The sequence below is a fragment of the Cryobacterium sp. MDB1-18-1 genome (assembly GCF_004402735.1).
GTDB lineage: Bacteria > Actinomycetota > Actinomycetes > Actinomycetales > Microbacteriaceae > Cryobacterium > Cryobacterium glucosi.
Window position 1 is genome coordinate 1 of record NZ_SOFR01000031.1, and the last position, 23,096, is coordinate 23,096.

Sequence of the window (23,096 nt, forward strand, 5' to 3'; positions counted from 1 at the left end):
GCACCTGCCCCGTGTGGAGTCGCCAGAACCGCAGGGACCGGTCGTCGTAGACGGCCTTCTCCCGGGCGGCGATGCCGGCCTCATCGAGCACGTCCCGCACCCGCCGGGCGCGCTTGAACAGCTGGTCAGCGTTCACCGTGCGCGCTTCGGCGAGGAGCCGGGCCAGGGCCGTGGCGAGTTTCTCCGGGGTGATCGCCCGGTCCAGGTCGCCCAGGCCCTTTCCGGAGCGAGTCCGCCTTCTCGACGCTCAGCCAGCCCTCGCGCAGGGCCCGGCCGATCGGCGCGTGCCACGGCGGAACCGCGGCAGCAGGAACCGGCGGGTCGACTGGCGGCAGGTCTGGAGCGGCCTCGTTGAGGGGCGGAGTCCCGTCGAGTAACTTCTTCGCGTCGGCGGCTTCGCGGGCGGCTTTCTCGGCGGCGTCGGTCTCAGAGAGCAACCGGCCGACCGCGAAGAGCTTGACAGCATCGCCCTTGCTTGACCCAGACACGCTCTGCAGCAGGTCTTCCGGAGTCCGGAACCCGTGCCGGGCCGCGAGCCCGTTCCCGCCGAGTTCAGCCCGGGAACGGCGGGCGAGGGTCGCCGCCATCCACGCGGCACACGTCTCCAGCGCCCGCCGGGAATCCGCGATCAACGCTTGCCCGGCAAGAACCTGCTCGTCGCTGAGCGCGTCGTAGTCAGCTGATGACCTTCCCAAGGCCGCGACAGCATCCGGCACCAGCACGGTGACGGGCGTACTGGGAGACGCANGGAGGTTGGTCATGCCCTCACGTTACGACCCACCACCGACATTCTCTGAGCATGGCTCAGGTCTGTGGAAACTCTCGGTGATCAGGAATCTGATGGGGAGCCGCTGCGTCAGGCCTGACGGGGAGACTCCGCCATGAACTCGGCGAGTGTCGCCTCGATCGTGGCGAACGACCAGCGGTAGGCGGCCTCCCCGTCGCGCACGGCGAGCGCGTGCGCGAGCTCGTGGTGGCGGTGCGCCGACGGCGGCGTGTACGAGGTGATCGTGAACCGTTTCTCCTCTTCGCGGGTACGGAGCAGTGCGGCAACGGTGCTCGCGAAGTGCCCCATCACGGCATTTCCGGAGCCGCGCAGGATCAGGGTGTGGAAGTCGATGTCGGCCTCGAGGAAGCCGCGACCGTCACCGTCGCGGTCGGCGATGACCATTGCGTTCGCGGCCGCCTTGACCCCCGCGAGTTGCTCGTCCGTCATGGCATGCGCACTCAGCCGTGCGGCGACGGGCTCGATTCCGAGGCGCATTTCAAGCATCTCGCGCATCTGGGTGAAGTATTCGGGACCGCGGCCACGCCAGACGATGATCTGCGGGTTCATCAGTTCCCAGGAGGTTCGGGCCAGTACCTGGGTTCCGACACGCTGCCGCGGCTCGATCATTCCCAGTGACTGCAGTACCCGCATCGCCTCACGCAGGACCGACCGGGAGACCGCGAAGGTCTCACTGAGTTCGTCGAGGTTCAGGATGTCGCCGGGTGCGTAGCGCGCATCCACGATCGACTGGCCGACGGCATTCACCACCCGTGCGTGCAGGCCACCCACACGCAGGGAATCCGTGACGGTGCCGCTCTGCATCTGCACTTCTTTCCATTGGCGTAGCCGGGAGGCCTCGGGGGCCCCACCGAGATCGTACCCACCACGCGGGCGTCGACGCGATTCGGGGGGTGGCGCGCGCGCACATCCTGTGCAACACTCAATTATCTGATTTATCAGACTATTGCTAATTTTTTGACGATGGGGTCGCAGGGACGCGGCCTCGGAATGGAATCTGAGATGAATCTCGCCCTTGCGGTTCAGACGGCCACACAGTCGGCGGTCCAGTTGGTCGTACACGCGGCCGACCCGATCAAACCGGCCAGCGGTGACGCCCAGCTGATCATCGCGGCCGTCGTCGGCATCGCCGTCATCATCACCCTCATCACCTGGTTGCGCGTGCACCCGTTCCTCGCCCTCGCGATCGGCGCCGTCGGCGTCGGCGTCGGCGCGGGACTCGCCCCGAGCGCCGCCGTGACGAGCTTCAGCACCGGCTTCGGCGGGACGATGGCGAGCGTCGGCATCCTCGTCGGCTTCGGCGCCATGTTCGGAAAGCTGCTCGCCGACTCCGGCGGAGCCGACCGGATCGTCGACTCCCTCGTGAGCCGGTCGACGACCCGAACCCTGCCCTGGGTGATGGCGCTCATCGGCGGCCTGATCGGCCTGCCGATGTTCTTCGAGGTCGGCCTCGTGCTGCTGATCCCCGTGATCATCCTCGTCGCCCGCCGCAGCGGCCTCTCCCTGATCCGTATCGCGATCCCGGCCCTCGCCGGCCTCTCGGTCATGCACGGCCTCGTGCCGCCGCACCCCGGGCCCCTCGTCGCCGTGACGACCCTGGGCGCCAACCTCGGCCTGACCCTCGCGATCGGCGTGCTCATCGCCATCCCGACCGTCATCATCGCCGGCCCGGTCTTCAGCAAGTTCGCGGCCCGCTGGGTCGACGTGCCCGTACCCGCGCTGTTCCTCACCACAGCCGACACCGGTGAAGTGACCCACACCAAGCGCCCGAGCTTCTTCGTGACCCTGTGCGGCATCCTGTTGCCCGTCGTGCTGATGCTCGCCCGCTCGATCGCCGATGCCCTCGCGCCCGGGTCGACCGCGCCGCTGAACGCCGCGCTCGACTTCCTCGGCACCCCGATGATCGCCCTTGGCCTCGCCGTGATCTACGCGATGATCTTCTTCGCCCGTGGCGGCGGCATGACCCGTGCAGCAGTCTCCACATCGCTCTCGAACTCCCTGCCCCCGATCGCCGGCATCCTGCTCATCGTCGGCGCGGGCGGCGGCTTCAAGCAGGTCCTGATCGACACCGGAATCGGAACCGTCATCGCGAACGCCGTCGCAGGCAGCAGCGTCTCGATTCTTCTCCTGGCCTGGTTCGTCGCCGCGCTCATCCGCGTCGCTACGGGTTCTGCCACGGTTGCAACCGTGACCGCAGCCGGCATCCTCGCCCCGGTCGCGGCGACCCTCGGCGCAACGGATGTCTCGCTGATGGTTCTCGCCATCGGCGCCGGTTCACTGTTCCTCTCGCACGTCAACGACGCCGGATTCTGGCTCGTGAAGGAATACCTCGGCACCACCGTCGGGCAGACCCTGAAGACCTGGACGATCATGGAGTGCCTCATCTCCGTGACGGGCCTCGCCGGCGTGCTCCTCCTGAACATCGTGATCTAGCATGAGCGACACCGAACAGCTCTTCGAGAACCAGCAGCCCGTTCTTGTCATCATGGGCGTCTCCGGCTCCGGAAAGTCCACGGTCGCCGGGCTCCTCGCCGGCCAGCTCGGCTGGGACCTGGAGGAGGGCGACGACCTGCACCCGCAGGAGAACATCGACAAGATGTCGGCGGGGCATCCGCTCGACGACGACGACCGGGCGCCCTGGCTCGAGACGATCTCCTCCTGGATCATCGAGCACACCATGGCCGGCGTGCCCGGGATCATCACGTGCTCCGCGCTCAAGCGCAAGTACCGCGACGTGCTTCGCGAGCACAACGTGATCTTCGTGCACCTGACCCTGCCGACGGAGCTGATCCTGCGACGCCTCGCCACCCGGCAGGACCACTACATGCCGGTGTCGCTTCTCGACTCCCAGGTCGCGACCCTCGAGGCGCCCGGCGACGACGAACGCGCCATCACGATCGATGCGGGGCGTGCACCCGCCGCGGAAGCCGCGGAGATCGTGCGACGCCTCGGCCTGACCCCGCGTCCCGGATCGTCGAGCCTCGGAGCTCCCGCCCCCGGACAGTCGTCCGTGCACCCGGTCGCCGCGGTGGCCCAGAAGGCCAGGCCCTAACGGGCTTGCGCCGACCGCGCTACGTCTCCACGCAAACGACCCCCGCTCAGCCGGGGGTCGTTTGTGCGTGCGGGCCACGTTTGTCAGGTTATTCACCCCGGATTCCGGTACGGTATGCGTGTGTCGCTTCGGACGGAGCGATTCATCGCATCCGCTTCGACCGGATGCCGGCAGTGGGAGACGAGATGAGGCTGGCAGGCTTCTCCGCCTCGTTGCACCCTCACGGTGCTCCCCGCACCGCTGGTCTCCGTACCGCGATCCTCGCGGCCCTCGCCCTCATCGCGGTCCTCGCCTGCGTGCTCTTCGCCCACGCCGGCGCCGACGGCCAGGACGTGAACGTGCCCGCAGCGGTCAGCCCGATGGCGATGTCCACCTCCGCGACCACCTCCGGGTCGGCATCCAGCGCCTTCTCCGGCACCGTCGTCTCCGGGACCGTCCTCTCCGGCACACTCGCGCAGGCCGTCGCGCTCTCCGCTTCCGTCGCCGTGACCGCAACGGCGGCGGCGACCGGGATGGCCCGCACGATCGCGGCATCCGTCGGCCAGCGCGTGCTGTGCTTCGAGGGCAACTCCCTCGGCGGCGGCGCCATGGCCGCGATGTCCTGTTCTGTACTCCTCATCCTCGGCAGCCTCCTGCTGATCGCGGGCGGCCCGTCGGCCCTCGGACTCCTGTTCGCGGCCGGCGGTTTCGTGGTCGGCACCTTCCGCACCATCGCGCTGCACCTGCACCGCCCGAGCCTCACGCTGCTTTCCGTCAGCCGCATTTAGGTCGAATCCCGCTCCCGCGCTTCTCCGGCCCTCCCGCCGAACGGATGCGTTCCCCTGCCGTTTTCACCGGCACCCGCGGATTTCGACCCTGTGACCTGAATGGACTACTGAACATGTGCACATCTTCCTGCCCGACGATCCTGGACCGGACGGGGACGGCGTCGTGAAACGCGCCGGACTCTTCGGCAGGGGCGCGGCCCCTGCCGCTCCGACCGCTCCGACCGGTTCCGCTGCGGCGGGCCGCCTCGCCGACTTCGGCTACCTCGGGTCCCGAGAGGTCTACCTCGACGCCGCCTGCCAGAGCCTGCGCCCGCAGCCGGTGATCGACGCCGTGAACGAGTACTACACGAGCTACAACGCCTGCGGCGGCCGGGTCAAGTACGCGTGGGGCAAGCGGGTCGACGAGGAGGTCGCGGCAACGCGGACCGCCGTACTCGCCAGGCTCGGCCTCTCGGCGCGCAGCCATGCGGTCTCGTTCACCCTCAACACGACCTACGGCATCAACCTGCTGCTGCAGCAGCTCCCCCAGGGCCGTTTCGGCCGGGTCGTGACGAGCCACGCTGAACACAACTCGGTCTTCCTGCCGACGATGACCGTCGCGAAACGCCTCGGCCTGCCGAGGCTCGTGCTCGACAGGGCCCCAGACGGCGCCCTCGTCTACGACCCCGCGCAGCTCGAACGCGCCGTCGTCGTCGTGAACGCCGCCTCGAACATCGACGGCAGCACCCTGACGAACCTCGCGGACCTCGTCCGCGACACCCACGCCCGCGGCGGCATCGTCATCCTCGACGCCGCCCAGGCCATGGCCCACGAGCACACGCTGCTCCGAGGGACCGATGCCGACGCCATCTGCTTCTCGGCGCACAAGATGTACGGGGCGAGCCTCGGCGTCGTCGTGACCCGGATCGAGCTGCTGCGCTCCCTCGAGATCAGTTTCGTCGGCGGCGGCATGGTGACGGATGTCCGCGCAGACTCCTTCGACCTCGTCACGGACGACCCCGGCGCACTCCTCGAACCCGGCCTGCAGGCCTGGGGCGAGATCATCGCGCTCGGCCGCGCGCTCGACTGGCTCGGACACGTCCGCCCAGGCGGCCTGGCACCGCACGAACACATCGCGAGCCTCTCCGGCCGCCTGTTCGACGGCCTCAGCGCGATCCCCGGCCTCGTCGTGCTCAATCACGCCGCGAGCCCGGTCATCAGCGGCTACGCCCCGAAGCAGGATTCGCACCGACTCGCGGTGTTCCTCTCCCAGCAGCAGATCATGGTGCGCAGCGGCTACTTCTGCGCCCACCACGAGCTCAAGGAACGGCTCGGGCTTCCCCCGCTCCTGCGCTTCTCCCTCGGACTCCACTCCACTTCGGCGGACATCGACCGCGCACACGACGCCCTCGCCCGCCTCCTGAAAGGCCTTTCCTAAGTGTTCTGCATCGCAGCATTCATCGTTCTCCTGTTCATGGCGGCCATCTCGGCCCGTTATCGCAAGTACCTCGCGAAGGCGTGGAACTGTACGTTCCGCCGAATCACCTTCCGCCCGTGTGACACCACCTTCAAGCAGGACATGAAGGACCACATGCTCGCCCCGATCGCCGCGCGCAGGCCCGGACTGGTCAAGCCCGCGAGCATCGGCCTCGAGGTCGTCGCCGTCCTGATCATCCTGACGACCATCTGGAGCGGGTACGAGGTCGTCAAGAGTGGCGTCAACCTCTACGTCTACGGAACCTGCAACAAGCAGGACTCAGCGTCGTGCAGCCTCGGCGCCGAGGCATGCTCCATTCCGGACCAGACCCCGGGCTTCGGCGATTCCCTCGCCGCGTGGGACGTGGTCGGCGCCTTCGGCAACGAATTCGCGAGCCTCGGCGAGACCTTCTCCGCCATCCCGAGCCGGATGCAGAACTGGGATGCCACGGCCTACCTGCCCGCGGACGCAACCTACCTGAACCCGTACGACGCGAGCAAGAAGACCGCGCTCGAGGTCATCGACCCCGGCTGCACCTACTGCCTGCAGCTCTTCAACAACATCGAGAAGGCCGGATTCGGCGAGAAGCAGAACCTCAGCTACATCGCATACCCGATCCAGTCGGCGACCGGCTACAAGTTCAAGAACTCCCTCCTCGTCACCGAGCAGCTCGAGGCCCTGCGCCTGAACCCGCTCGAAGGCGCCACGACCCCGGTCGACTGGGAGATCCTGAAGCGCATCTACACCGAGAAGAACGACGCCGGGGTCTCCTGGCAGGTCTCGATCAACAGCATGGAGTCCGCGGACGCGAGTGCGCTTCTCCAGGGCTGGGAGCTCGAGTTCGGGCTCAGCCAGGCACAGGCCGACCACGTCGGCCAGGTCGCGGCATCCGACCAGGTCACGCAGGTCATCGCAGCCAACAAGAAGACGGTCGAGGAGAGCATCCACACCGTGAAGATCCCGACGATCATCTTCGACGGCCGTCGCCACGACGGCCTCGTCTCCGTCGGCGACCTGGGCTGACCTGGCCCGATCGTTCCGCTCAGTTACGGAAAAAGCACCCTCCCGCGCGGGAGGGTGCTTTTTCCGTTTTTCAGCCAGCGGATGTCGGTGCTACGGCTTCCAGACCATCAGCACGACGACCGCCACGAGCAGCAGGCTTGCGACACCGGAGCCTGCGGCGATCCGCGGGTAGCCGGCGGCCTTGGCGCCTGCGGCATCCGTCGCGAGCGACTCTGCTGCGGCCTTGAGCGCCGGCACGACGAGGAACAGGTTGATCGCGAGCGCGATCACGTAGAGCACGAGGGACAGCCACACCCAGGTCGATCCGAAGGTCCAGGCGTCGTCGGCCTCCTTGAGGCCGAGCGCCCCAAAACCGAAGAACGCGACCACGATCGAAAGCAACGTGAAGATATTGACCGACTTCGCGAGGGTCGCGACGGGACCCGCCTGCCCTGCCCGGATGGAGCGCATGGCGGTCATCGGGAGGATGGCCATCGGTCCGACGATGAAGACGGCGGCGACGATGTGGAGGACGTTGATCAGAATATGCATGCCTACAGGCTAGAGCCGTTCGGGTCAGGACGAGTGCACAACGCCGGGGTGGTCGGCGGGGAGGCCGTGGCGCTTGCCGGCGTGCAGCATCCGCAGGTTCTTCGTCTGCCAATCGCGCACGGCCTGGTGCTGCGGCTCGAGCGCGCGCAGCTCGGCGCAGGCCGTGACCTGGCGGCCGCAGGAGCAGAGCCGCGGCGTCGCCTCGTCGGCGTGGTGCAGCGTTCCGAGGCGCCAGAGCACGGCCATCGCCCAGTCGATCTGGTGCTGGGCGAGCTCGGCCCTCCGCTCGGCGCGCTTGACGAGGTCGGTCTCGAGGATGCCGCGGAGTTCCGTGCCCGGCGCGTACTCGAAATCACGCGCCGCGATCCGGCGGAGGTCGTCGACCTGGCCGGTCAGCCGGGCGATGGCGGCGTCCTTCTCGGTGTCGCTCGCCTGCGCCTTCTCGGCGAAGCGCCGGTGCTTGTCCTGCTGCTCGGCGAACTGGCCGAGCCAGAGCTCGATGTGCTCGGCGTCGCGCCGCTCTGCCTTCTCGGCGCCGAGGTGGTGCAGGCACAGCGCGCAGACCACCTGGTCGCTCGCCGAACCGAAGGTGAAGGGCTGCAGCGACCGGCAGCAGAAGCACTGGGCGAGCACGGGAACGTACAGGGGATACGAGTGGGTCACGAGAGGATGTCCTTGGTCACGAATCGGCCGTAGGCGAGTGCCCCGAACACGAGGATATAGCCGCCCTGCAGCAGCGCATTGGCCCCGAACGACGTCCAGTCGATCGGCTGCCGCAACAGGTCGGCGAAGTCGAGCCAGTAGTGGCTGAACAGCCACGGATGCAGCCAGTCCAGTTGCGGGAGCGCGTCGAGCACCTGGGCGGTCACCGAGAGCACGATCGTCGCGGCCATGGCCCCGACGGGCACCTCGGTCAGGGTCGAGATGAACAGCCCGATCGCCGAAAGGCCGAGCAGGGACACCGTGACGTACGCCGCGATGAGGAGCGAACGAAGCACGGACTCGCCCACCCCGATGGTGTCGCCGGAGAGCAGGGTGACCGGGCCGACCGGGAACAGGGCCGCGCCGATCAGGGCGCCGGAGACCGCGACGGTCAGGGTCGCGGCGACGCAGAAGGCCGCGGCGCCCGCGTACTTGACCAGCAGCAGGCGTACCCGCCCTGCCGGGGCCACGAGCAGGTAGCGCAGGGTGCCGAGGTTCGCCTCGCCCGCCACGGTGTCGCCGGCGACGACCCCGACGGTCAGCGGCAGGAACAGCGGGATCGACACGATCAGGGCGGTGATCGCGACGAAGAGACCGTTCTGGGTGATCCGGTCGAGGAAGGCCGGGCCGCGTCCCGGCGTGACAGGGCTGCTGGTCAGCCGCACGGCGATGGCGATGAGCACCGGGATCGCGGCGAGCGCAGCGAGCATCGCCCAGGTGCGGCGGCGGCGGAAGAGCACGGTGAGTTCGGAGCCGAGGAGCGCGGCACCGGATGCCCCGCGCGGCCTGGCGACGGCGGTCGCGATCGCCGCGTGCCCTGTCGGCTCCGGCACCGATGCGGCCGGCCCTGTCGAGTCTGGCCCTGTCACGGCCGGCCCGGTCACTGCCGGTTCCCTGGGATCACTGGGCGACATCGAAGCCCTCCCCGGTGAGTGCGACAAAACGTTCTTCGAGGCTTGCGGCCGCGACGGTGAAGCCGCGCACGCGCACTCCGGCGGCGACGAGGGCAGCGACGATGTCTTCCGGCGCCGGTGCGGCAGCGGTCAGGGCGGCGCTCAGGTGACCGGGAGCTCCCGCAGCCGAGACGAGCGTCACGGGAGTGAGCCCCAGCCGTTCGAGCACCTGCCTGGCCGCCACGGGGTCCGGCGTGTCGAGGCGCGCGTGGGCCTCGCCGGCGCCGCGGAGCTCGTCGAGGGTGCCCTGGGCCACGAGGGTGCCCGCGCGCATCACGGCGACGTGGCTGCACATCTGCTCGACCTCGGCGAGCAGATGGCTCGACACGAAAACGGTCGTGCCCTCCGCGGCGAGCGAGCGCACGAGGCTGCGCACCTCGCGGGTGCCCTGGGGGTCGAGCCCGTTGGTGGGTTCGTCGAGCACGAGCAGCTCGCGCGGCATCAGGAGCGCATTGGCGATGCCGAGCCGCTGCTTCATGCCGAGCGAGTACGCGTGCACCTTCTTGCCTGCCGCATGGGTCAGGCCGACGCGCTCGAGGGCGTGCTGCACCCGTGCGGCGCGGGTGGCCGCTGACGCGCCCGGATCCGCGGTATCGAGCCGACGCAGGTTGGCGGTGCCGGAGAGGAACGGATAGAACGCGGGCCCCTCGACGAGGGCGCCGACGCGCGGGAGCACCGAGCGCAGCGACCCGGGCATCGACCGGCCGAGCAGGCTGATCTCCCCGCTCGTCGCGCTCGCGAGGCCGAGGAGCATGCGGATGGTCGTCGTCTTGCCAGAGCCGTTGGGTCCGAGGAAGCCGAAGACGGAGCCCGTGGGCACGGCGAGGTCGATGCCGGCGACGGCGGCCTGGCGGCCGAACTGTTTGGTGAGACCGTGGGTTTCGATGGCCAGTTCGACGGATGCGATGGCGGCGCTCACCCTCCCACGGCGGCGGCCTGGAGACGCTCACTCGGAACGGCGCCGGCGAAGACCCGCCCGTCATCGGTGAGCAGCACGCTCACGAGGGCGGTCGAGATCACGCGCCCGCCGGTCACGGCGGTCGTCAGCTGGGCGAGGAGCGGCGAGGAGGACAGTTCGGCGGGAACGGATCCGGCCGGGAGTTCGACGACGGCGTCCCAGCCGGTCCCGGAGATCGTTACGCCGGCGAGGAACTTCTCCGCCTCGGCCTTCATGGTCGCGTGGTCCGCGGCATCCTTCTTGTCGAGGCTCGTGGTGTCAGGGAGGGCCTGCTCGGTCACGCTCGCGCCGGCGGGCGGCGAGAACGTGAAGAGGGAGGCATCCGGTGCCCCCAGTGAGAGCTCGGTGAAAGCGAGCCGGAACGCCGGCTTCTCCTGCCCGCGGGCGGTGACCTCGACGGCGAGCGGCAGCCCGGTCTCGGAGTCGACCGAGATCGACACCGTTCCGACGAGGGTTCCGGTGGTCTTCGGGGTGAGCACGAGGTCGTAGACGCTCCGACCCGCGACGCTGCCGTCCGTGCCGACCGATACCGTCGTGCTCGGGTCGACCGCGGCGAGGAACTTCGCGGCGACCTGCTCCGGCGTGGCCATGCCGCCGTGGGTGGTCGCGTCCGTGTCCGCGGCGTCCTTCGCCGGCACGGTCACGTGCGCTGCGGAGTTGTCCTTCGAGTTGTAGAGCCAGACGTCACTGCCGTTGCGCACGAGGTCGCGTTCGGCGAGGTTGTCGAGCACCTGCAGGCGGATGTTATCCGGCCCGTTGAGGTAGACCCGCCCGGTGTGCGAGCCGGTCAGGAGTTCGAGCGCGGAGGCGGCGCCGGCGTTCCCGCTCGCGGTCGGCCCGGTCGTCGGCAGCTCGGGCAGGCCGAGCTCCGAGGTCTGTTCGATGGTTCCGGAGAGCGCGTCGACGGTGCTGGTGCCGACGAGCGCGAGCACCTGCGCAGGCGTCTTGTCTGGCAGGTCTACGGCCGCCCCCGCGGTGAGGGGGCCGGCGAGCGCGCCGACGGCGATGACGGCGGGGATGACGATGGCCGGAAGCCACTTCGTGAAGTTTCGGGGGGTCATGAGAACGACCCCTGAGTGTCGCGATTCATAGTCAGATCCTACGTCCGTCCGGCACGGCTCGCACGGCCGCGGGCAGGCAATCCGGGCGCGCTGGGCGAACTCCCAGCACGCCGCATCCGCTCACGGCGTGGGGGCGAGCGCGCGCAGGTCCTTCCGCAGGATCTTGCCGGACGTGGACTTGGGAATGACGTCGATGAACGCCACCTGCCGCACCTTCTTGTGCGGCGCCACCCGCTCGGCGACGAAGGTCATCACGTCCTCCGGCGTGAGCACGTGGCCGGGAAGCACGACGACGAAGGCCTTCGGCACCTCCTGGCCGTCGGCATCCACTGCTCCGACGACCGCGGCGTCCGCGATCGCGGGGTGGCTGAGCAGCAGGGCCTCGAGTTCGGCGGGCGCGACCTGGTAGCCCTTGTACTTGATCAGCTCCTTGAGGCGGTCGATGATCGTCACGTATCCCTCAGCGCTCACGGTCGCGATGTCGCCTGTGTGCAGGAAGCCGTCAGCTTCGAGGATCTCCCGGGTCGCCTGCTCGTTGCCGAGGTAGCCGAGGTAGCCGAGGTAGCCGAGCATCACGTTCGGGCCGCGCACGAGCAGTTCGCCCGGTTCGCTCACCCCGACATCGGGAATGACGATGGCGAGCCCGGTCTCCGGGTCGACGAGCTTGCACTCGATGTTCGGGAGGGCGAGGCCGACGACGCCGTGCGGGATGTCATCGCGGCCCCGGGGCATCGCATGCGAGATCGGGCTCAGCTCACTCATGCCGTAGCCCTGGCGCACCTGGCAGCCGAGGCGGTCGGCGACGGCGTGGGCGAGCGAGGCGTCGAGCGGCGCGGCGCCGGAGAACAGGGTCCGCAGGCTCGACAGGTCGTAGTCGTCCACGAGCGGATGCTTCGCAAGGGCCACGGCGATCGGCGGCGCGATGAACACGTAGGTGGCCCGGTAGTCCTGGATCAGCCGGAGGAATTCCGGGAGCTCGAAGCGGGCCATCGTGATGACCGTCGCGCGGGCCGCGAGGGCGATGTTGAGCAGCACCGTCATCCCGTAGATGTGGAAGAACGGCAGCACGGCGAGAACGCGGTCGTCCGGGGTGCCCTCGAGCACCGGAATCGCCTGGGCGACGTTGGCCACGAGGTTGCGGTGGGTGAGGATGACACCCTTCGGCCTGCCGGTGGTTCCGGAGGAATAGGGCAGCACGGCGACGTGGGTTGCCGGGTCGAACACCACGACCGGCGCGGGGTGACCCTCCAGGATGAGGTCGGCGAGGGACAGTCGCGAGCCGTCGTGGTCGAGCAGGGCGACGGCATCCGCCGCCAGGCCGGCGAGCGCGGCCGCCTCGCTCGCCTGGGGCAGGAACGGCGTGACGGTGAAGAGCAGCCTTGCCTGCGAGTCGCGCAGCTGGGAGGCGATCTCGGCGGCGCCGTAGAGGGAGTTGATGGTCGTCGCGGTCGCGCCGGCACGGAGGATGCCGTGGAACATGATCGCGAAGGCTGTCGAGTTCGGGGCGTGCAGGGCGACGACGTCTCCGAGGCCGATTCCCCGGGCAAAGAGGGCGCCGGCAACGGCGTCGATGCCGGCAACGAGCTCGCGGTAGCTCGTCGTCACGCCGGTGGCGGCGTCGATCATGGCGGTGCGGTCCCTGTCCTCCTCGGTGATCGAGCCGAACAGGTAGTCGTAGACGCTGAGGTGGGGGATCTCGACGTCGGGGTGCGTGCTGGCGATGATCATCGGTATCTCCTTCGATACGGTGTGCGAGCGGGGCAGGGTACTGGGCAGGCAGTTAACGGATCCGGCATGGAATGGCTCAGGCGTATCGACGCCAGGGCATATAGCCGGGTCACGCCCGGAAGGCCGAAAGGAAAATCGCCGGCGTCTTCCACCACGACGGCCGGCTGACGAATTCGGTCAGGAGCCGGGAGGTCTTCGCCGCGCTCCGCGCGCTGACGAACCACGGCGGCTTCGGGAAGAGTGCGAATTCGCCGTGCCAGGCCGAGCGCGGGAAGGGCCGGAACGGACCGCGGACGACGGTGCGCTCGGTGTCGTCGAGCAGGAGCGCATTGTGCACGACGCCGATACCGCTCTGCACGTCGGTGAGCGAGTGGCCGGGGAAGGCCCCCCACGGCGCTGCCGCGGTGAGGAACCCCACGCCTGTCCAGGCGTTGACGGCGATCGTGCCGTAGCGCAGGCGCTCGAGCGCAGCGGTGAACCCCGTGCCGAGCCGGCGGATCGTGGCCGGGGTGCCGAGGATGTTCGCGCCGAGGGTGCCGAGGAAGTCCTCGTTTGCCGCGGTGACCGCGGCGTCGAGGAAGGCCTGTCCGGTCCCGTCGAGTTCGATGACGCCGAGCACGGGAGCGAAGGCCTCGACGCCGATGAGCGCGGCGGGGTCTGCCGTGCCCGCCTCGATCAGCAGACGACCGCCGTCCGGGCCGAGCCGGGTGGCCTCGGGGTAGGCGGCGAGCGCGGCGTGTACCCGGGCGTCGCTGCCCGGGTACCAGGGCGGCCGTGCGGGCGCCGCGGCCAGGGCCGCCCGGAGCGCCGCGAGGAATTCCGCCTTCTGCGGCCAGTCGCGACTGAGCACGACCACCTGCCCGGCGATGCAGTTGTAGCCGCCGTTGTGCAGGCGCTGGGTGGCCACGTGCTCGGCCTGGAAGATCACGTCCCGTCGACTCCATTTCCCGGGGAGGACGATGATCGGCGCGACCCCGCCGAGCTCGCTCGTGATGGGCTTCTGCAGCAGCGGGGTGCCCGCGGCGTGGCGGGCACGACCGTCGGCGCCCTGACCGAAGACGACGACATCGTGGGTCGCCGCACTTCCGGTGATGTGCACGTGGCTTACGCCCTCGTGGTGGGCGAGGTACCCTCCGACCGCCGCGCCGCCCGAGACGATCGAGAGCAGTCCCGCCTCGATGAGGGGGGCGAAGGCATCCGCGTAGACCGGAGAGAGGGCGTCGAGCACGGGATTGAGTTTGAGCACCGAGACCCGGTTGTGCGCGATCAGCTCGTAGAGCACGTCGAGCGGCGGGATCGACGTGATGTTGCCGGCTCCCAGCACGAGACCGACTCCCCCGGTGCGTGACGGATGCCGCTGGCCGAGCCCGGCGCGCGAGCGCGCCTCCTCCTCGGTCACGCCCGGCCTGAGCCAGGCCTCAGCGGAGAACCCGTGCAGCAGGAGCGCCTCGAAGGGAGTGCCCGGGAGCACGGGGACGGTGATCCGGCCACCGGGGGCGCGCCCGAAGCGGGTGGCCCGGAGTGGGCTCTCACCGCGATCGAGGGCGCTGATCGAGTTCTGCAGGGTCGCGAGGTTTGTCAGCACGACGTAGGGACCGGACAGCCACTCCTCGCCGACGAGCGGGGAGTCCTGGTCGAGCCCCTTGGCGAGGGCCGCGACCCGAACCCAGCGCTCGGCGTGGGCCGCGACCGTGGCGGCGACGGCAGCGAGCAATGCGGAGCGCGCGGCCAGGGGCATGTCCGCCCAGCGGGCAACGCCCGCGGCGAGGCCGGAGACGAGCGTGTCGAGGGCCGCGCGGTCTGCCGCGGAGAGCTCGTCGGCGGGACGTTCGTTGACGGCGGTCGGTTCGGTCGAGGTCATCAATCTCCCTTGATTGCTGCCGGTGGCTCCTGCGGCCCGCGCGCCAGGCCGGACGGCCAGACGGCCAGCGCCTGCGGCCTGCGCGTGCTGAACCAGCAGAGTACCGCACGACCCTCGGCGGGTCCCCACCCCAGTGCGCGGGTGTCGCTCGGCTGCGGACGACACGACGAGGGTCGATCCGCGTGTCGGGAGTCGCTGTCCCACCGGGCGACGGCGGCGCCGACGGCGCCAGTCGACGGCGTGCGGGCCGGCGGGTACGGAGGCCGGCGGGCACGGGAGGAAACCGCGGGTTCGGACCACCGAGCTTTCGGGACGATCAGTGATCCGGACCACGGAGGGCATCGAACTCTGGTGAGGCCTCGGGCGGCCGTTGACCGGTTCGTTTCTTGTGCTGACCAGCGTCTGCGTCGAAGGCGGCAGTTCGTTGATCTGTTGAAAACGTATGACGTACGCCCGGGGATCGCAACCGGTGCCCGATGCGGCAAATCGTCGGCATCCGTCTCGGGAGGTGAGTACGCCCGCCGTGGAACCAAGCAGGCGAAATAGCGCTCAATCGGGCATTTGTCATGGCTGAACATCCGTGCAACTCGGCGGTCTCCTGCACCGGAAGTGGCCGGATCGGGTGAGGCTGCGCTGATCCGGGGCAAATCTGAGGGAAAAACGAGGGAAATCCGTGGGAAGTCCGTGGGGTGCGTGGCCCGTTCCAGGCGGAAGGAACCGGGGCGGGACGCTGCCGTGGCGACGATGCCGGCGCAAAAGAAGGCCGGGACAGCACTCCCGGATGCCCGGAACGCGCGTCAGTCTGCCGGCGCGAGGCCCGCCTCTTCCGCGGGGACAGCGGGGAGGACCAGCACGAACCTGCCGTGACGACCGCCGGGGACGGCTTCCACCGTGCCGCCCGCGGCGACCGCAACCCTGCGCGCGAGCGCCAGGCCGAGGCCGGCACCGGGGCTCTCTGCCGCCCGGTATCCGGACGTGAACAGCAGCTCCGGGTCGAGGTCTCCGATTCCCGGCCCGTCGTCGGTCACGCTGATCCGGATCGAACCGCCCTGCGCGACCGCCGCGACAGTGACCCGCGTCCGGCCGTACCGCACGGCGTTCTCGAGCAGCGGCGCGAGGGCACGCAACGCGACGGCCTGCGGAACCCCGAGCGCGAGACCGGGCGCGGGGGCGACGACGATCTCCGGCACCGCGTCGGCCGGCGCCCCGGCCGAAGCCCCGGCCGCTGCCTCTACAGCAGCGCGCAGCACGGCGTCGACCGGCGCCCGCTCATCCCGGTTCACCTGGCCGCGGGACACCGAGAGCAGGGTGCCGATCACCTCGGTGAGCTGATCGACGGATGCGCCGATTCGGCCGAACCGCTCCGCTTGCGCCGGCGAGAGCGTCGGATCGAGTCCCGCGAGCTCCGCCTCAGCCCGGATCACCGTCAGCGGGCTGCGGAGTTCATGGGCGAGTTCCGCGGTCAGGCGCTGCTCCGCGATGATCGTGCGCGACACCCGCGCGAGCAGGCCGTCGAGCACCTGGCCGAGGCGGGTGAGTTCGTCGTGGGGCTCGCCGAGGTCGAACCGCCCGGTGAGGTCGTCCGCGCTCCATGCGGACGCCCGCCTGGCCATCACCTCGACGGGGCGCAACGCGCGCCGCACGGTCCAGGCCGCCATCCCGCTGACTCCGAGCACGACGAGAACGGCGAGGCCGATGCCCACGAGCAGGGTACGTGTCTCGGTACGCTGGTACGGCGCGAGGGACAGGCCGACCACGGCGACGCCGATCCGTTCCGTCTCGCCCGGCAGGACGATGGGCACCGCGCGCAGTCTCCAGCCGCCGCTCTCGCGCTCCGTCGGCTCGGTGACCGAGCTCAGCGCCGCGAGCCCGGCCGTGAGTTCTGACGGTCCCGCGACCGGCGCCGGGTCCGGTTCCGCGCCGGTCGGCGTCGAGTCCGTCCCGGTCGCGGTCCCGCTGACCAGCCGGCCGGACGCGTCGTAGATCCAGGTGACGTCCCCGAGGCCGCCGGCCGCGTTCCGGGTGACCGCGATGCCGTCACCCTGGCGCACGACGGTCGCGAGCGCGGATGCCGCGCGCTCAGCGAGGAGGCCGTCGATGTCCTCGCTCACGACGTGCGTCAGCACGGCGACGGTCAGGGAGAGCAGTGCCGCCATGCCGACGGTCGTGAGCAGCGCCGTGGCGAAGACGAGACGGCGGCGCAGCGAGCTCACGCGCGGCAGGACCGGCAGCCGCAATCGTCCCAGGCGGCGCCCGGACGAGTCCCTGGTCCCGGTCATCGGAGGGCGTACCCGACGCCGCGCACGGTCTCGATCCGTCGCGACGCCGGAGACTCGCGGGCGGCATCCGCCCCTGGCCCGGCGAGCGCAGCGGCACCGCCGCCGTGGTCACCGCGGTCGCCGCCTTCACGGTCGCGGTCGCCGTCGAGCAATTCGAGCTTGCGGCGCAGCCTGCGTACATAGGAATCGACGGTGTTCTCGGCGACGATGGCGCCGTGCGGCCACGCGGCCGCGACCAGGTCGCGCCGGCGGACGACCTCGCCAGGGCGGGCGAGCAGGGCCGCGAGCATCCGGAACTCTGTCGGTGTGACGGCGATCTCGAGGTCGGCCCTGGCCACGGTGAACCGCTGGGGGTCGAGGCGGAGGCCCGCTGGCTGCCGGTACGGCTCCGGCCTGCCCCGGCGAGCCAGGGCGCCGACCCGCACGAGCACCTCGGCGAGCGCGAACGGCTTTCCGAGGTAGTCGTCCCCTCCGGCATGGAAGCCGGTGACGATGTCCTGCACGCCGGTTCGCGCAGTGAGGAAGAGCACGGGTGCGAGCTGCCCGGCGGCCCGGAGGGCCTGGCAGACGTCGCGACCGTCGGAGTCGGGCAGGCCGATGTCGAGCACGATCACGTCGACGGGCTGTCCAGGGCCGAACAGAACGACCGCCTCCGCGCCGGTGTGCGCGAGCAGCAGGCTGTAGCCGGCGCCGCCGAGGGCCTCGGCGAGCACCCGGCGGATGAGGGGGTCGTCTTCGCAGACTCCGACGGTGGGCATGGGGCAATCGTACGCAGTGCCCGCGTGCCGCCCGTGTAAACGGTGCAGGTCAACCCGGGTGGCGGGCGTGCCGGTCAGGCGGCGGGCAGGTTCGGCGGCCTAACCTTCTGCTGCACGAGGTCTTCGGCCCGTCCACCGCCGCCCGGCGCCGATTTCCTGTTCGCACTCCACGCAAAGGCACCAGCATGAACCTGATCCAAGCGCTGATCCTCGGCATCGTCGAGGGAATCACCGAATTCCTCCCGGTCTCGAGCACGGGACACCTCACCCTCACCGAGAAGCTCCTGGGGCTGAAGCTCGACGACCCGGGGGTGACCGCGTTCACCGCGATCATCCAGTTCGGGGCGATCGTCGCGGTGATCCTGTATTTCCGGGCCGACATCATCCGCCTGGCCGTTGCATGGTGGCAGGGCCTCTTCCACCGGGAGGCGCGACTCGCGCACGACTACCGCTTCGCCTGGTACGTCATCGCCGGTTCGGTGCCGATCGGCATCGTCGGCTTTCTCGGAAAGGGCCTGATCGGGGGGCCATTGCGCAACCTGTGGGTCGTCGTTGCCGGGCTGATCGGCTGGAGTGTCGTGATGTTCATCGCCGAGCGTGTCGGCAAGCGCAACCGCCCGGAGGAATCGACGACCCTCAAGGACGCGCTCGTGATCGGCGTCATGCAGTGTGTCGCACTGATCCCCGGGGTGTCCCGCTCCGGGGCGACCATCAGCGCCGGCCTGTTCCGCAACCTCGACCGGGTCGCCGCGACCCGGCTGTCCTTCTTCCTCGCCATCCCGGCACTGACCGCTGCGGGCGCCTATGAGGGCCTCTCCTCGGCGAGCGACATCTCGGCCTCCGTCGGCTGGGTGCCCACGATCGTCGCGACCGTCGTCAGCTTCCTCGTCGCCTATGCCACGATCGCGTGGCTGCTGCGGCTCGTCGCGAAGCACAGCATCGCGGTGTTCATCGGGTACCGGGTCGCGCTCGGCCTCGTGATCGCCGGCCTCCTCGTCACCGGCGTCGTAGCCGCGACCTGACCTCACCCCCCCCCGTCCCTCTCTCCGCGAGAGTACGAATTGGGCCCTTAAACCACTCGTTTATGGGCCCAATTCGTACTCTCGCGGCAGGGGCGAGCGGGATCTGCGGGGCGGGGCGGCGAATGGCGGGGTGAGGTCAGGCGTGGGGTTCGTAGTGGCGGGGCGAGTATGCCTGGGCGACGAGCGTCCGGAGGGCCTCGAGGCTGCCGTGGGCGAGGCCCTGCGCCCGCGCCTGGATCAGCACGTTCCCGATCGCGGTCGCCTCGACGGGTCCCGCGAGCACGGGCAGGCCGGTGAGGTTCGCCGTCAGCTGGCAGAGCAGCTCGTTCTGCGAGCCGCCGCCGACGATGTGCACCGTGCGGATGCTCGTGCCCGAGAGTTCGCTCGCCGCGCGGAGGGTGCTGGCGTACTTCGTTGCGAGGCTCTCGATGATGCTGCGCACGAGGTCGACGGGGGTCGCCGGCATCACGAGTCCGTGTGCGGCACAGTGCTCGCGGATCCGCGCGGGCATGTCCCCCGGCGCGAGGAAGGCCGGGTCGTCGACGTCGAAGACCGTGACCGGCCCGGTCACCTGCGCAGCCTGGGCGAGCAGGAACGGCAGCTCGAACGCGACGCCCTCGAGGTCCCAGCTGCGCATCGACTCGCTCAGCAGCCAGAGTCCCATCACGTTGCGCAGGTAGCGCACCCGCCCGTCGACGCCGCCCTCGTTGGTGAAGTTCGCGGCCCGGCTTTCCTCGGTGAGCACCGGGGAATTCAGCTCGACGCCGACGAGCGACCAGGTCCCCGACGAGATGTATGCGGCGTTCTCGTCCCGCATCGGCACGGCGACGACAGCGGATGCCGTGTCGTGCGACCCGACGGCGACGAGATCCAGTCGCGAGACGGCTCCGATTTCGTGAGCCACCTCCGGCAGCAGAGACCCGATCCGGGACCCCGGATCGACCAGCCGCGGGAAGATCGAGCGCGGCAGGCCGAGGCGTGCGATGAGCGCATCGTCCCACTCCCCGTGACCGGAACCGTGGCCGTGCCCGTGCCCGTGCCCTGTCAACACCGTGAGCAGCCCGGTCGTCGACGCGTTGGTGCGCTCGGCGACGCGCTCCCCGGTCAGCCAGAAGCCGAGCAGGTCGGGAATCAGCAGCATCGTGTCCGCGCCGTCGAGGCCGCCGGCCTGCCGTTCGGCGGCCAGCTGGTACAGCGTGTTGAACGGCAGGAACTGGAGCCCGTTCCCGGCGTAGAGCTCGGCGTGCGGCACCAGGGCGTGGGTCGACTCGACTCCCGCAGCGGTGCGCTCGTCCCGGTAGTGGAACGGGTTGCCGAGCATCCGCTGCCCGGAAAGGAGCGCATAGTCGACCGCCCAGGAGTCCACGGCGGCGCTCCGCAGCCCGGGTTCCTCCCGCACGGCGGAGTGCAGGCCGGCGAGGACGTTGCGGTAGAGGTCGAGGATGTCCCAGTGCAGTCCGTCGATCGTGCGCACCGGCAGGTTCGGGAACCGGGCGACCGGCCGGAGTCGCAGCTCGTTGTGGCCGACGTGCCCGAGCATGACCCGCCCGCTCGACGCGCCGAGGTCGATCGCGGCGACGGTTCCCGCGCTGCTCACCACGACGGCACCCCCGCGAGAGTCGCCGTTCCGGTCGAGAGCGCCCGGTAGAACGGCAACTCTCGACCGGAACGGCGACCGCCGGGATCGGGACGCGTGGCGGCATCCGCTCGCCCGGGGGAAGCCGGGAGCCCTGTCGTGCGCGAGCGGATGCCCCCGCTCATCGCAGGAAGGCGGCGGCGACGCCGGCGTCGACCGGGATGTGCAGCCCGGTGGTGTGGCTGAGGTCGCTCGTGCACAGCACGAAGACCGCGTTGGCGACGTTCTCGGGAAGCACCTCGCGCTTGAGCAGGGTGCGCTGGGCGTAGTACTTGCCGAGGTCCTGCTCATCGACGCCGTAGACCGCGGCGCGCTTGGCTCCCCAGCCGCCGGCGAAGATGCCGGAGCCGCGCACGACACCGTCGGGGTTGATGCCGTTGACCTTGACGCCGTACTCGCCGAGTTCGGCGGCCAGCAGGCGCACCTGGTGGGCCTGGTCGGCCTTCGTCGCCGAGTACGCGATGTTGTTCGGGCCCGCGAAGACCGAGTTCTTGCTCGAGATATAGATGATGTCGCCGCCGAGCTTCTGGTCGATCAGCACCCGGGCCGCGGCGCGGGAGACGAGGAAGGAACCCTTCGCCATCACGTTGTGCTGCAGGTCCCAGTCGGCGACCGTGGTCTCGAGCAGGGACTTGGAGAGCGAGAGCCCGGCGTTGTTCACGACGAGGTCGAGGCCGCCGAAGGCGAGCACGGCGGCGTCGATGCCGGCCTGAACCTGGTTCTCGTCCGTGACGTTCGCCTGAACGCCGATCGCGATATCCGTGCCGCCGATCGCCGCCGCGGCCTCCTGCGCCTTGGCCAGTTCGAGGTCGGCGATCACGACGCAGGCGCCCTCGGCCGCGAGCCGGGTGGCGATCGCCTTGCCGATGCCGCTTGCCGCGCCGGTCACGAGCGCGATGCGTCCGGCGAGCGGCTTGGGCTTCGGCATCCGCTGGAGCTTGGCCTCTTCGAGCGCCCAGTATTCGATGGCGAACTTCTCGGCCTCGTCGATCGGGGAGTAGCGGGAGAGCCCCTCGGCTCCCCGCATCACGTGGATGGCGTTGATGTAGAACTCGCCGGCGACGCGCGCGGTCTGCTTGTTCGCGCCGTAACTGAACATGCCGACGCCCGGGATCAGCACGATGAGCGGGTCGGCACCGCGGATGGCGGGCGACTCCGGGGTCGCGTGCCGGTCGTAGTAGGCCTGGTAGTCGAGGCGGTACTGCTCGTGGAGTTCGTGGAGCCGGGCGAGGGACGCCTCGACAGAGGCGTCCGCCGGGAGGTCGAGCAGGAGCGGCGTGACCTTGGTGCGCAGGAAGTGGTCGGGGCAGCTCGTGCCGAGGCCGGCGAGCCTCGGGTGTTCGACGCTGGCGAGGAAGTCGAGGACCTCGGGCGCGTCGGTAAAGTGGCCGACCTTGGCGCTGTCGGTGGAGACGAGGCCGCGGAGGGTCGGCGCAAGCGCGGCAGCCTTGGCGCGGCGCTCGGCCGCCGACAGCGCAACGAAGCCCTCGAGCGGGGCGCCGAAGGGCTCCGGCTTGGAGTGCTCCTCGATGTAGGAGGTGGCGGTCTCGATGATCCAGAGCGAGTTCGCCTCGGCCTCCTCGCTCGTGTCACCCCAGGCGGTGATGCCGTGGCCGCCGAGGATCGCGCCGATCGCGCCGGGGTGGGCGTCCTTGATCGCGGCGATGTCGAGGCCGAGCTGGAAGCCGGGGCGGCGCCAGGGCACCCAGATCACCCGGTGGCCGAAGATCGAGTCGGTGAGTTCTTCCCCGTCGACGGCCGTCGCGATCGCGATGCCGGCGTCCGGGTGCAGGTGGTCGACGTGGGCCGCGTCGACCAGTCCGTGCATCGCCGTGTCGATCGAGGGGACGGCGCCGCCGCGCCCGTGCAGGGCGTAGTCGAGGGCGCCGACCATCTCGTCTTCACGATCGAGGCCGGGGTAGACGTCCACCATCGCGCGCAGCCGGTCGAGGCGGAGCACGGCGAGGCCGGACTCGGTGAGGGTGCCGAGGTCTCCGCCGGACCCCTTGACCCAGAGCAGCTCGACGGTGGTGCCGGTGACGGGGTCGATCTCGGTGCCCTTGGCGGAGGTGTTGCCCCCGGCGTAGTTCGTGTTCTTGGGGTTCGCGCCGAGGCGGTTGGAGCGGGCGACGAGCGCCGCGGCCGTGGGATTGGTGGTCATGATCTGCTTTCCAGGGGCTGGGAGAGGAGCTAGAGGGCAAAGGACGAGCGGGGGCAAGCACGGACGGTGCGGGGTGTCGGGCCCTGACTGTTGCGGCGGGGAGGGTGGTCTAGGCGCCCCAGCCGGCCTGGGTGCCACCGACGCGGTCTGCCGCGATCTTCGCCTGGTAACCGGATGCCGCGAACGCCTTCATAGGGTCGGCCGGAAGTCCGCGGGACTCGCGCCACGCGGCGAGGTCGGTGCGGACGTCGGAGTAGAAGGAGTCCATCATGATGCCGTTGGCGCCGAGGACGTCGCCGGCCTCCTGCGCCGCTGCGAGGGCGACGGTGTCCACGCTGAGGGCGCGGGCGGTCATTTCCTG

The 23,096-nt window shown here is 70.1% G+C and carries 18 protein-coding genes and 1 pseudogene; 6 read left to right on the plus strand and 13 right to left on the minus strand.

Translation table 11 applies throughout. The annotated features are described in order from the left end of the window. Positions 1-856: 856 nt before the first annotated feature. Positions 857-1,591, minus strand: coding sequence for an FCD domain-containing protein (locus E3O50_RS07715; RefSeq protein ID WP_134449244.1), 735 nt, complete (start codon positions 1,589-1,591; stop codon positions 857-859). 198 nt (positions 1,592-1,789) lie between these two features. Here E3O50_RS07715 and E3O50_RS07720 point away from each other — a divergent pair, with 198 nt between their 5' ends. From E3O50_RS07720 to E3O50_RS07740, 5 genes are all read left to right on the plus strand, one after another. Next, the gene (locus E3O50_RS07720; protein ID WP_134449245.1) at positions 1,790-3,220 is read left to right on the plus strand and encodes a gluconate:H+ symporter; all 1,431 of its coding nucleotides are present in this window, start codon (positions 1,790-1,792) and stop codon (positions 3,218-3,220) included. Position 3,221: 1 nt separating this feature from the next. Further along, positions 3,222-3,839, plus strand: coding sequence for a gluconokinase (locus tag E3O50_RS07725; protein ID WP_134449246.1), 618 nt, complete (start codon positions 3,222-3,224; stop codon positions 3,837-3,839). Between the two features lie 185 nt (positions 3,840-4,024). Then, a complete protein-coding gene (locus E3O50_RS07730) occupies positions 4,025-4,606 on the plus strand; it encodes a hypothetical protein (RefSeq protein WP_134449247.1) in 582 nt (193 codons plus the stop codon). Positions 4,607-4,721: 115 nt separating this feature from the next. Continuing rightward, on the plus strand, positions 4,722-6,023 hold the full coding sequence (locus E3O50_RS07735; protein WP_134449248.1) for an aminotransferase class V-fold PLP-dependent enzyme: 1,302 nt from the start codon (positions 4,722-4,724) through the stop codon (positions 6,021-6,023). After that, a complete protein-coding gene (locus E3O50_RS07740; protein WP_134558573.1) occupies positions 6,024-7,085 on the plus strand; it encodes a hypothetical protein in 1,062 nt (353 codons plus the stop codon). Positions 7,086-7,175: 90 nt separating this feature from the next. Here the strand turns inward: E3O50_RS07740 and E3O50_RS07745 are convergent, their stop codons facing one another. The 9 genes from E3O50_RS07745 to E3O50_RS07785 all read right to left on the minus strand — a co-directional run bounded on the left by E3O50_RS07745 (position 7,176) and on the right by E3O50_RS07785 (position 17,916). After that, positions 7,176-7,616 carry a DUF2269 family protein gene (locus E3O50_RS07745; protein ID WP_134449250.1) on the minus strand — a complete coding sequence of 147 codons (441 nt, stop codon included), beginning with the start codon at positions 7,614-7,616 and terminating at the stop codon, positions 7,176-7,178. A 24-nt stretch (positions 7,617-7,640) separates the two neighbouring features. Beyond that, entirely contained in the window at positions 7,641-8,279 is a 639-nt protein-coding gene (locus E3O50_RS07750) for a hypothetical protein (protein ID WP_134558574.1), read from the minus strand. Continuing rightward, entirely contained in the window at positions 8,276-9,232 is a 957-nt protein-coding gene (locus E3O50_RS07755) for an ABC transporter permease (protein ID WP_134558575.1), read from the minus strand. Before E3O50_RS07755 ends, E3O50_RS07750 begins: the two co-directional genes overlap by 4 nt. Then, on the minus strand, positions 9,219-10,190 hold the full coding sequence (locus E3O50_RS07760; protein ID WP_134558576.1) for an ATP-binding cassette domain-containing protein: 972 nt from the start codon (positions 10,188-10,190) through the stop codon (positions 9,219-9,221). The genes E3O50_RS07755 and E3O50_RS07760 overlap by 14 nt, the downstream gene beginning before the upstream one ends. Beyond that, on the minus strand, positions 10,187-11,290 hold the full coding sequence (locus E3O50_RS07765; protein WP_134558577.1) for an outer membrane lipoprotein carrier protein LolA: 1,104 nt from the start codon (positions 11,288-11,290) through the stop codon (positions 10,187-10,189). The genes E3O50_RS07760 and E3O50_RS07765 overlap by 4 nt, the downstream gene beginning before the upstream one ends. A gap of 120 nt (positions 11,291-11,410) precedes the next feature. After that, on the minus strand, positions 11,411-13,018 hold the full coding sequence (locus tag E3O50_RS07770; RefSeq protein ID WP_134558578.1) for an AMP-binding protein: 1,608 nt from the start codon (positions 13,016-13,018) through the stop codon (positions 11,411-11,413). Positions 13,019-13,127: 109 nt separating this feature from the next. Next, the gene (locus E3O50_RS07775) at positions 13,128-14,879 is read right to left on the minus strand and encodes an aldehyde dehydrogenase family protein (protein ID WP_198413615.1); all 1,752 of its coding nucleotides are present in this window, start codon (positions 14,877-14,879) and stop codon (positions 13,128-13,130) included. 797 nt (positions 14,880-15,676) lie between these two features. After that, the gene (locus tag E3O50_RS07780; protein ID WP_134558579.1) at positions 15,677-17,158 is read right to left on the minus strand and encodes a HAMP domain-containing sensor histidine kinase; all 1,482 of its coding nucleotides are present in this window, start codon (positions 17,156-17,158) and stop codon (positions 15,677-15,679) included. Next, positions 17,155-17,916, minus strand: a complete 762-nt coding sequence (locus E3O50_RS07785; RefSeq protein WP_134558580.1) for a response regulator transcription factor — start codon at positions 17,914-17,916, stop codon at positions 17,155-17,157. Before E3O50_RS07785 ends, E3O50_RS07780 begins: the two co-directional genes overlap by 4 nt. Before the next feature lie 185 nt (positions 17,917-18,101). Between E3O50_RS07785 and E3O50_RS07790 the strand changes: the two genes are divergently transcribed. Further along, positions 18,102-18,938 (plus strand): undecaprenyl-diphosphate phosphatase, encoded by an 837-nt coding sequence (locus tag E3O50_RS07790; protein WP_134449257.1) that lies wholly within the window; start codon positions 18,102-18,104, stop codon positions 18,936-18,938. Between the two features lie 136 nt (positions 18,939-19,074). Here the strand turns inward: E3O50_RS07790 and E3O50_RS07795 are convergent, their stop codons facing one another. The 3 genes and pseudogenes from E3O50_RS07795 to E3O50_RS07805 form a co-directional block, all read right to left on the minus strand. Then, complete coding sequence (locus E3O50_RS07795) at positions 19,075-20,535, minus strand: rhamnulokinase family protein (protein ID WP_134558583.1); 1,461 nt, start codon at positions 20,533-20,535, stop codon at positions 19,075-19,077. A 160-nt stretch (positions 20,536-20,695) separates the two neighbouring features. Next, the gene (locus E3O50_RS07800; RefSeq protein ID WP_134558581.1) at positions 20,696-22,735 is read right to left on the minus strand and encodes a bifunctional aldolase/short-chain dehydrogenase; all 2,040 of its coding nucleotides are present in this window, start codon (positions 22,733-22,735) and stop codon (positions 20,696-20,698) included. 109 nt (positions 22,736-22,844) lie between these two features. After that, a pseudogene (locus tag E3O50_RS07805) lies at positions 22,845-23,096 on the minus strand (rhamnose isomerase); the annotation flags it as partial.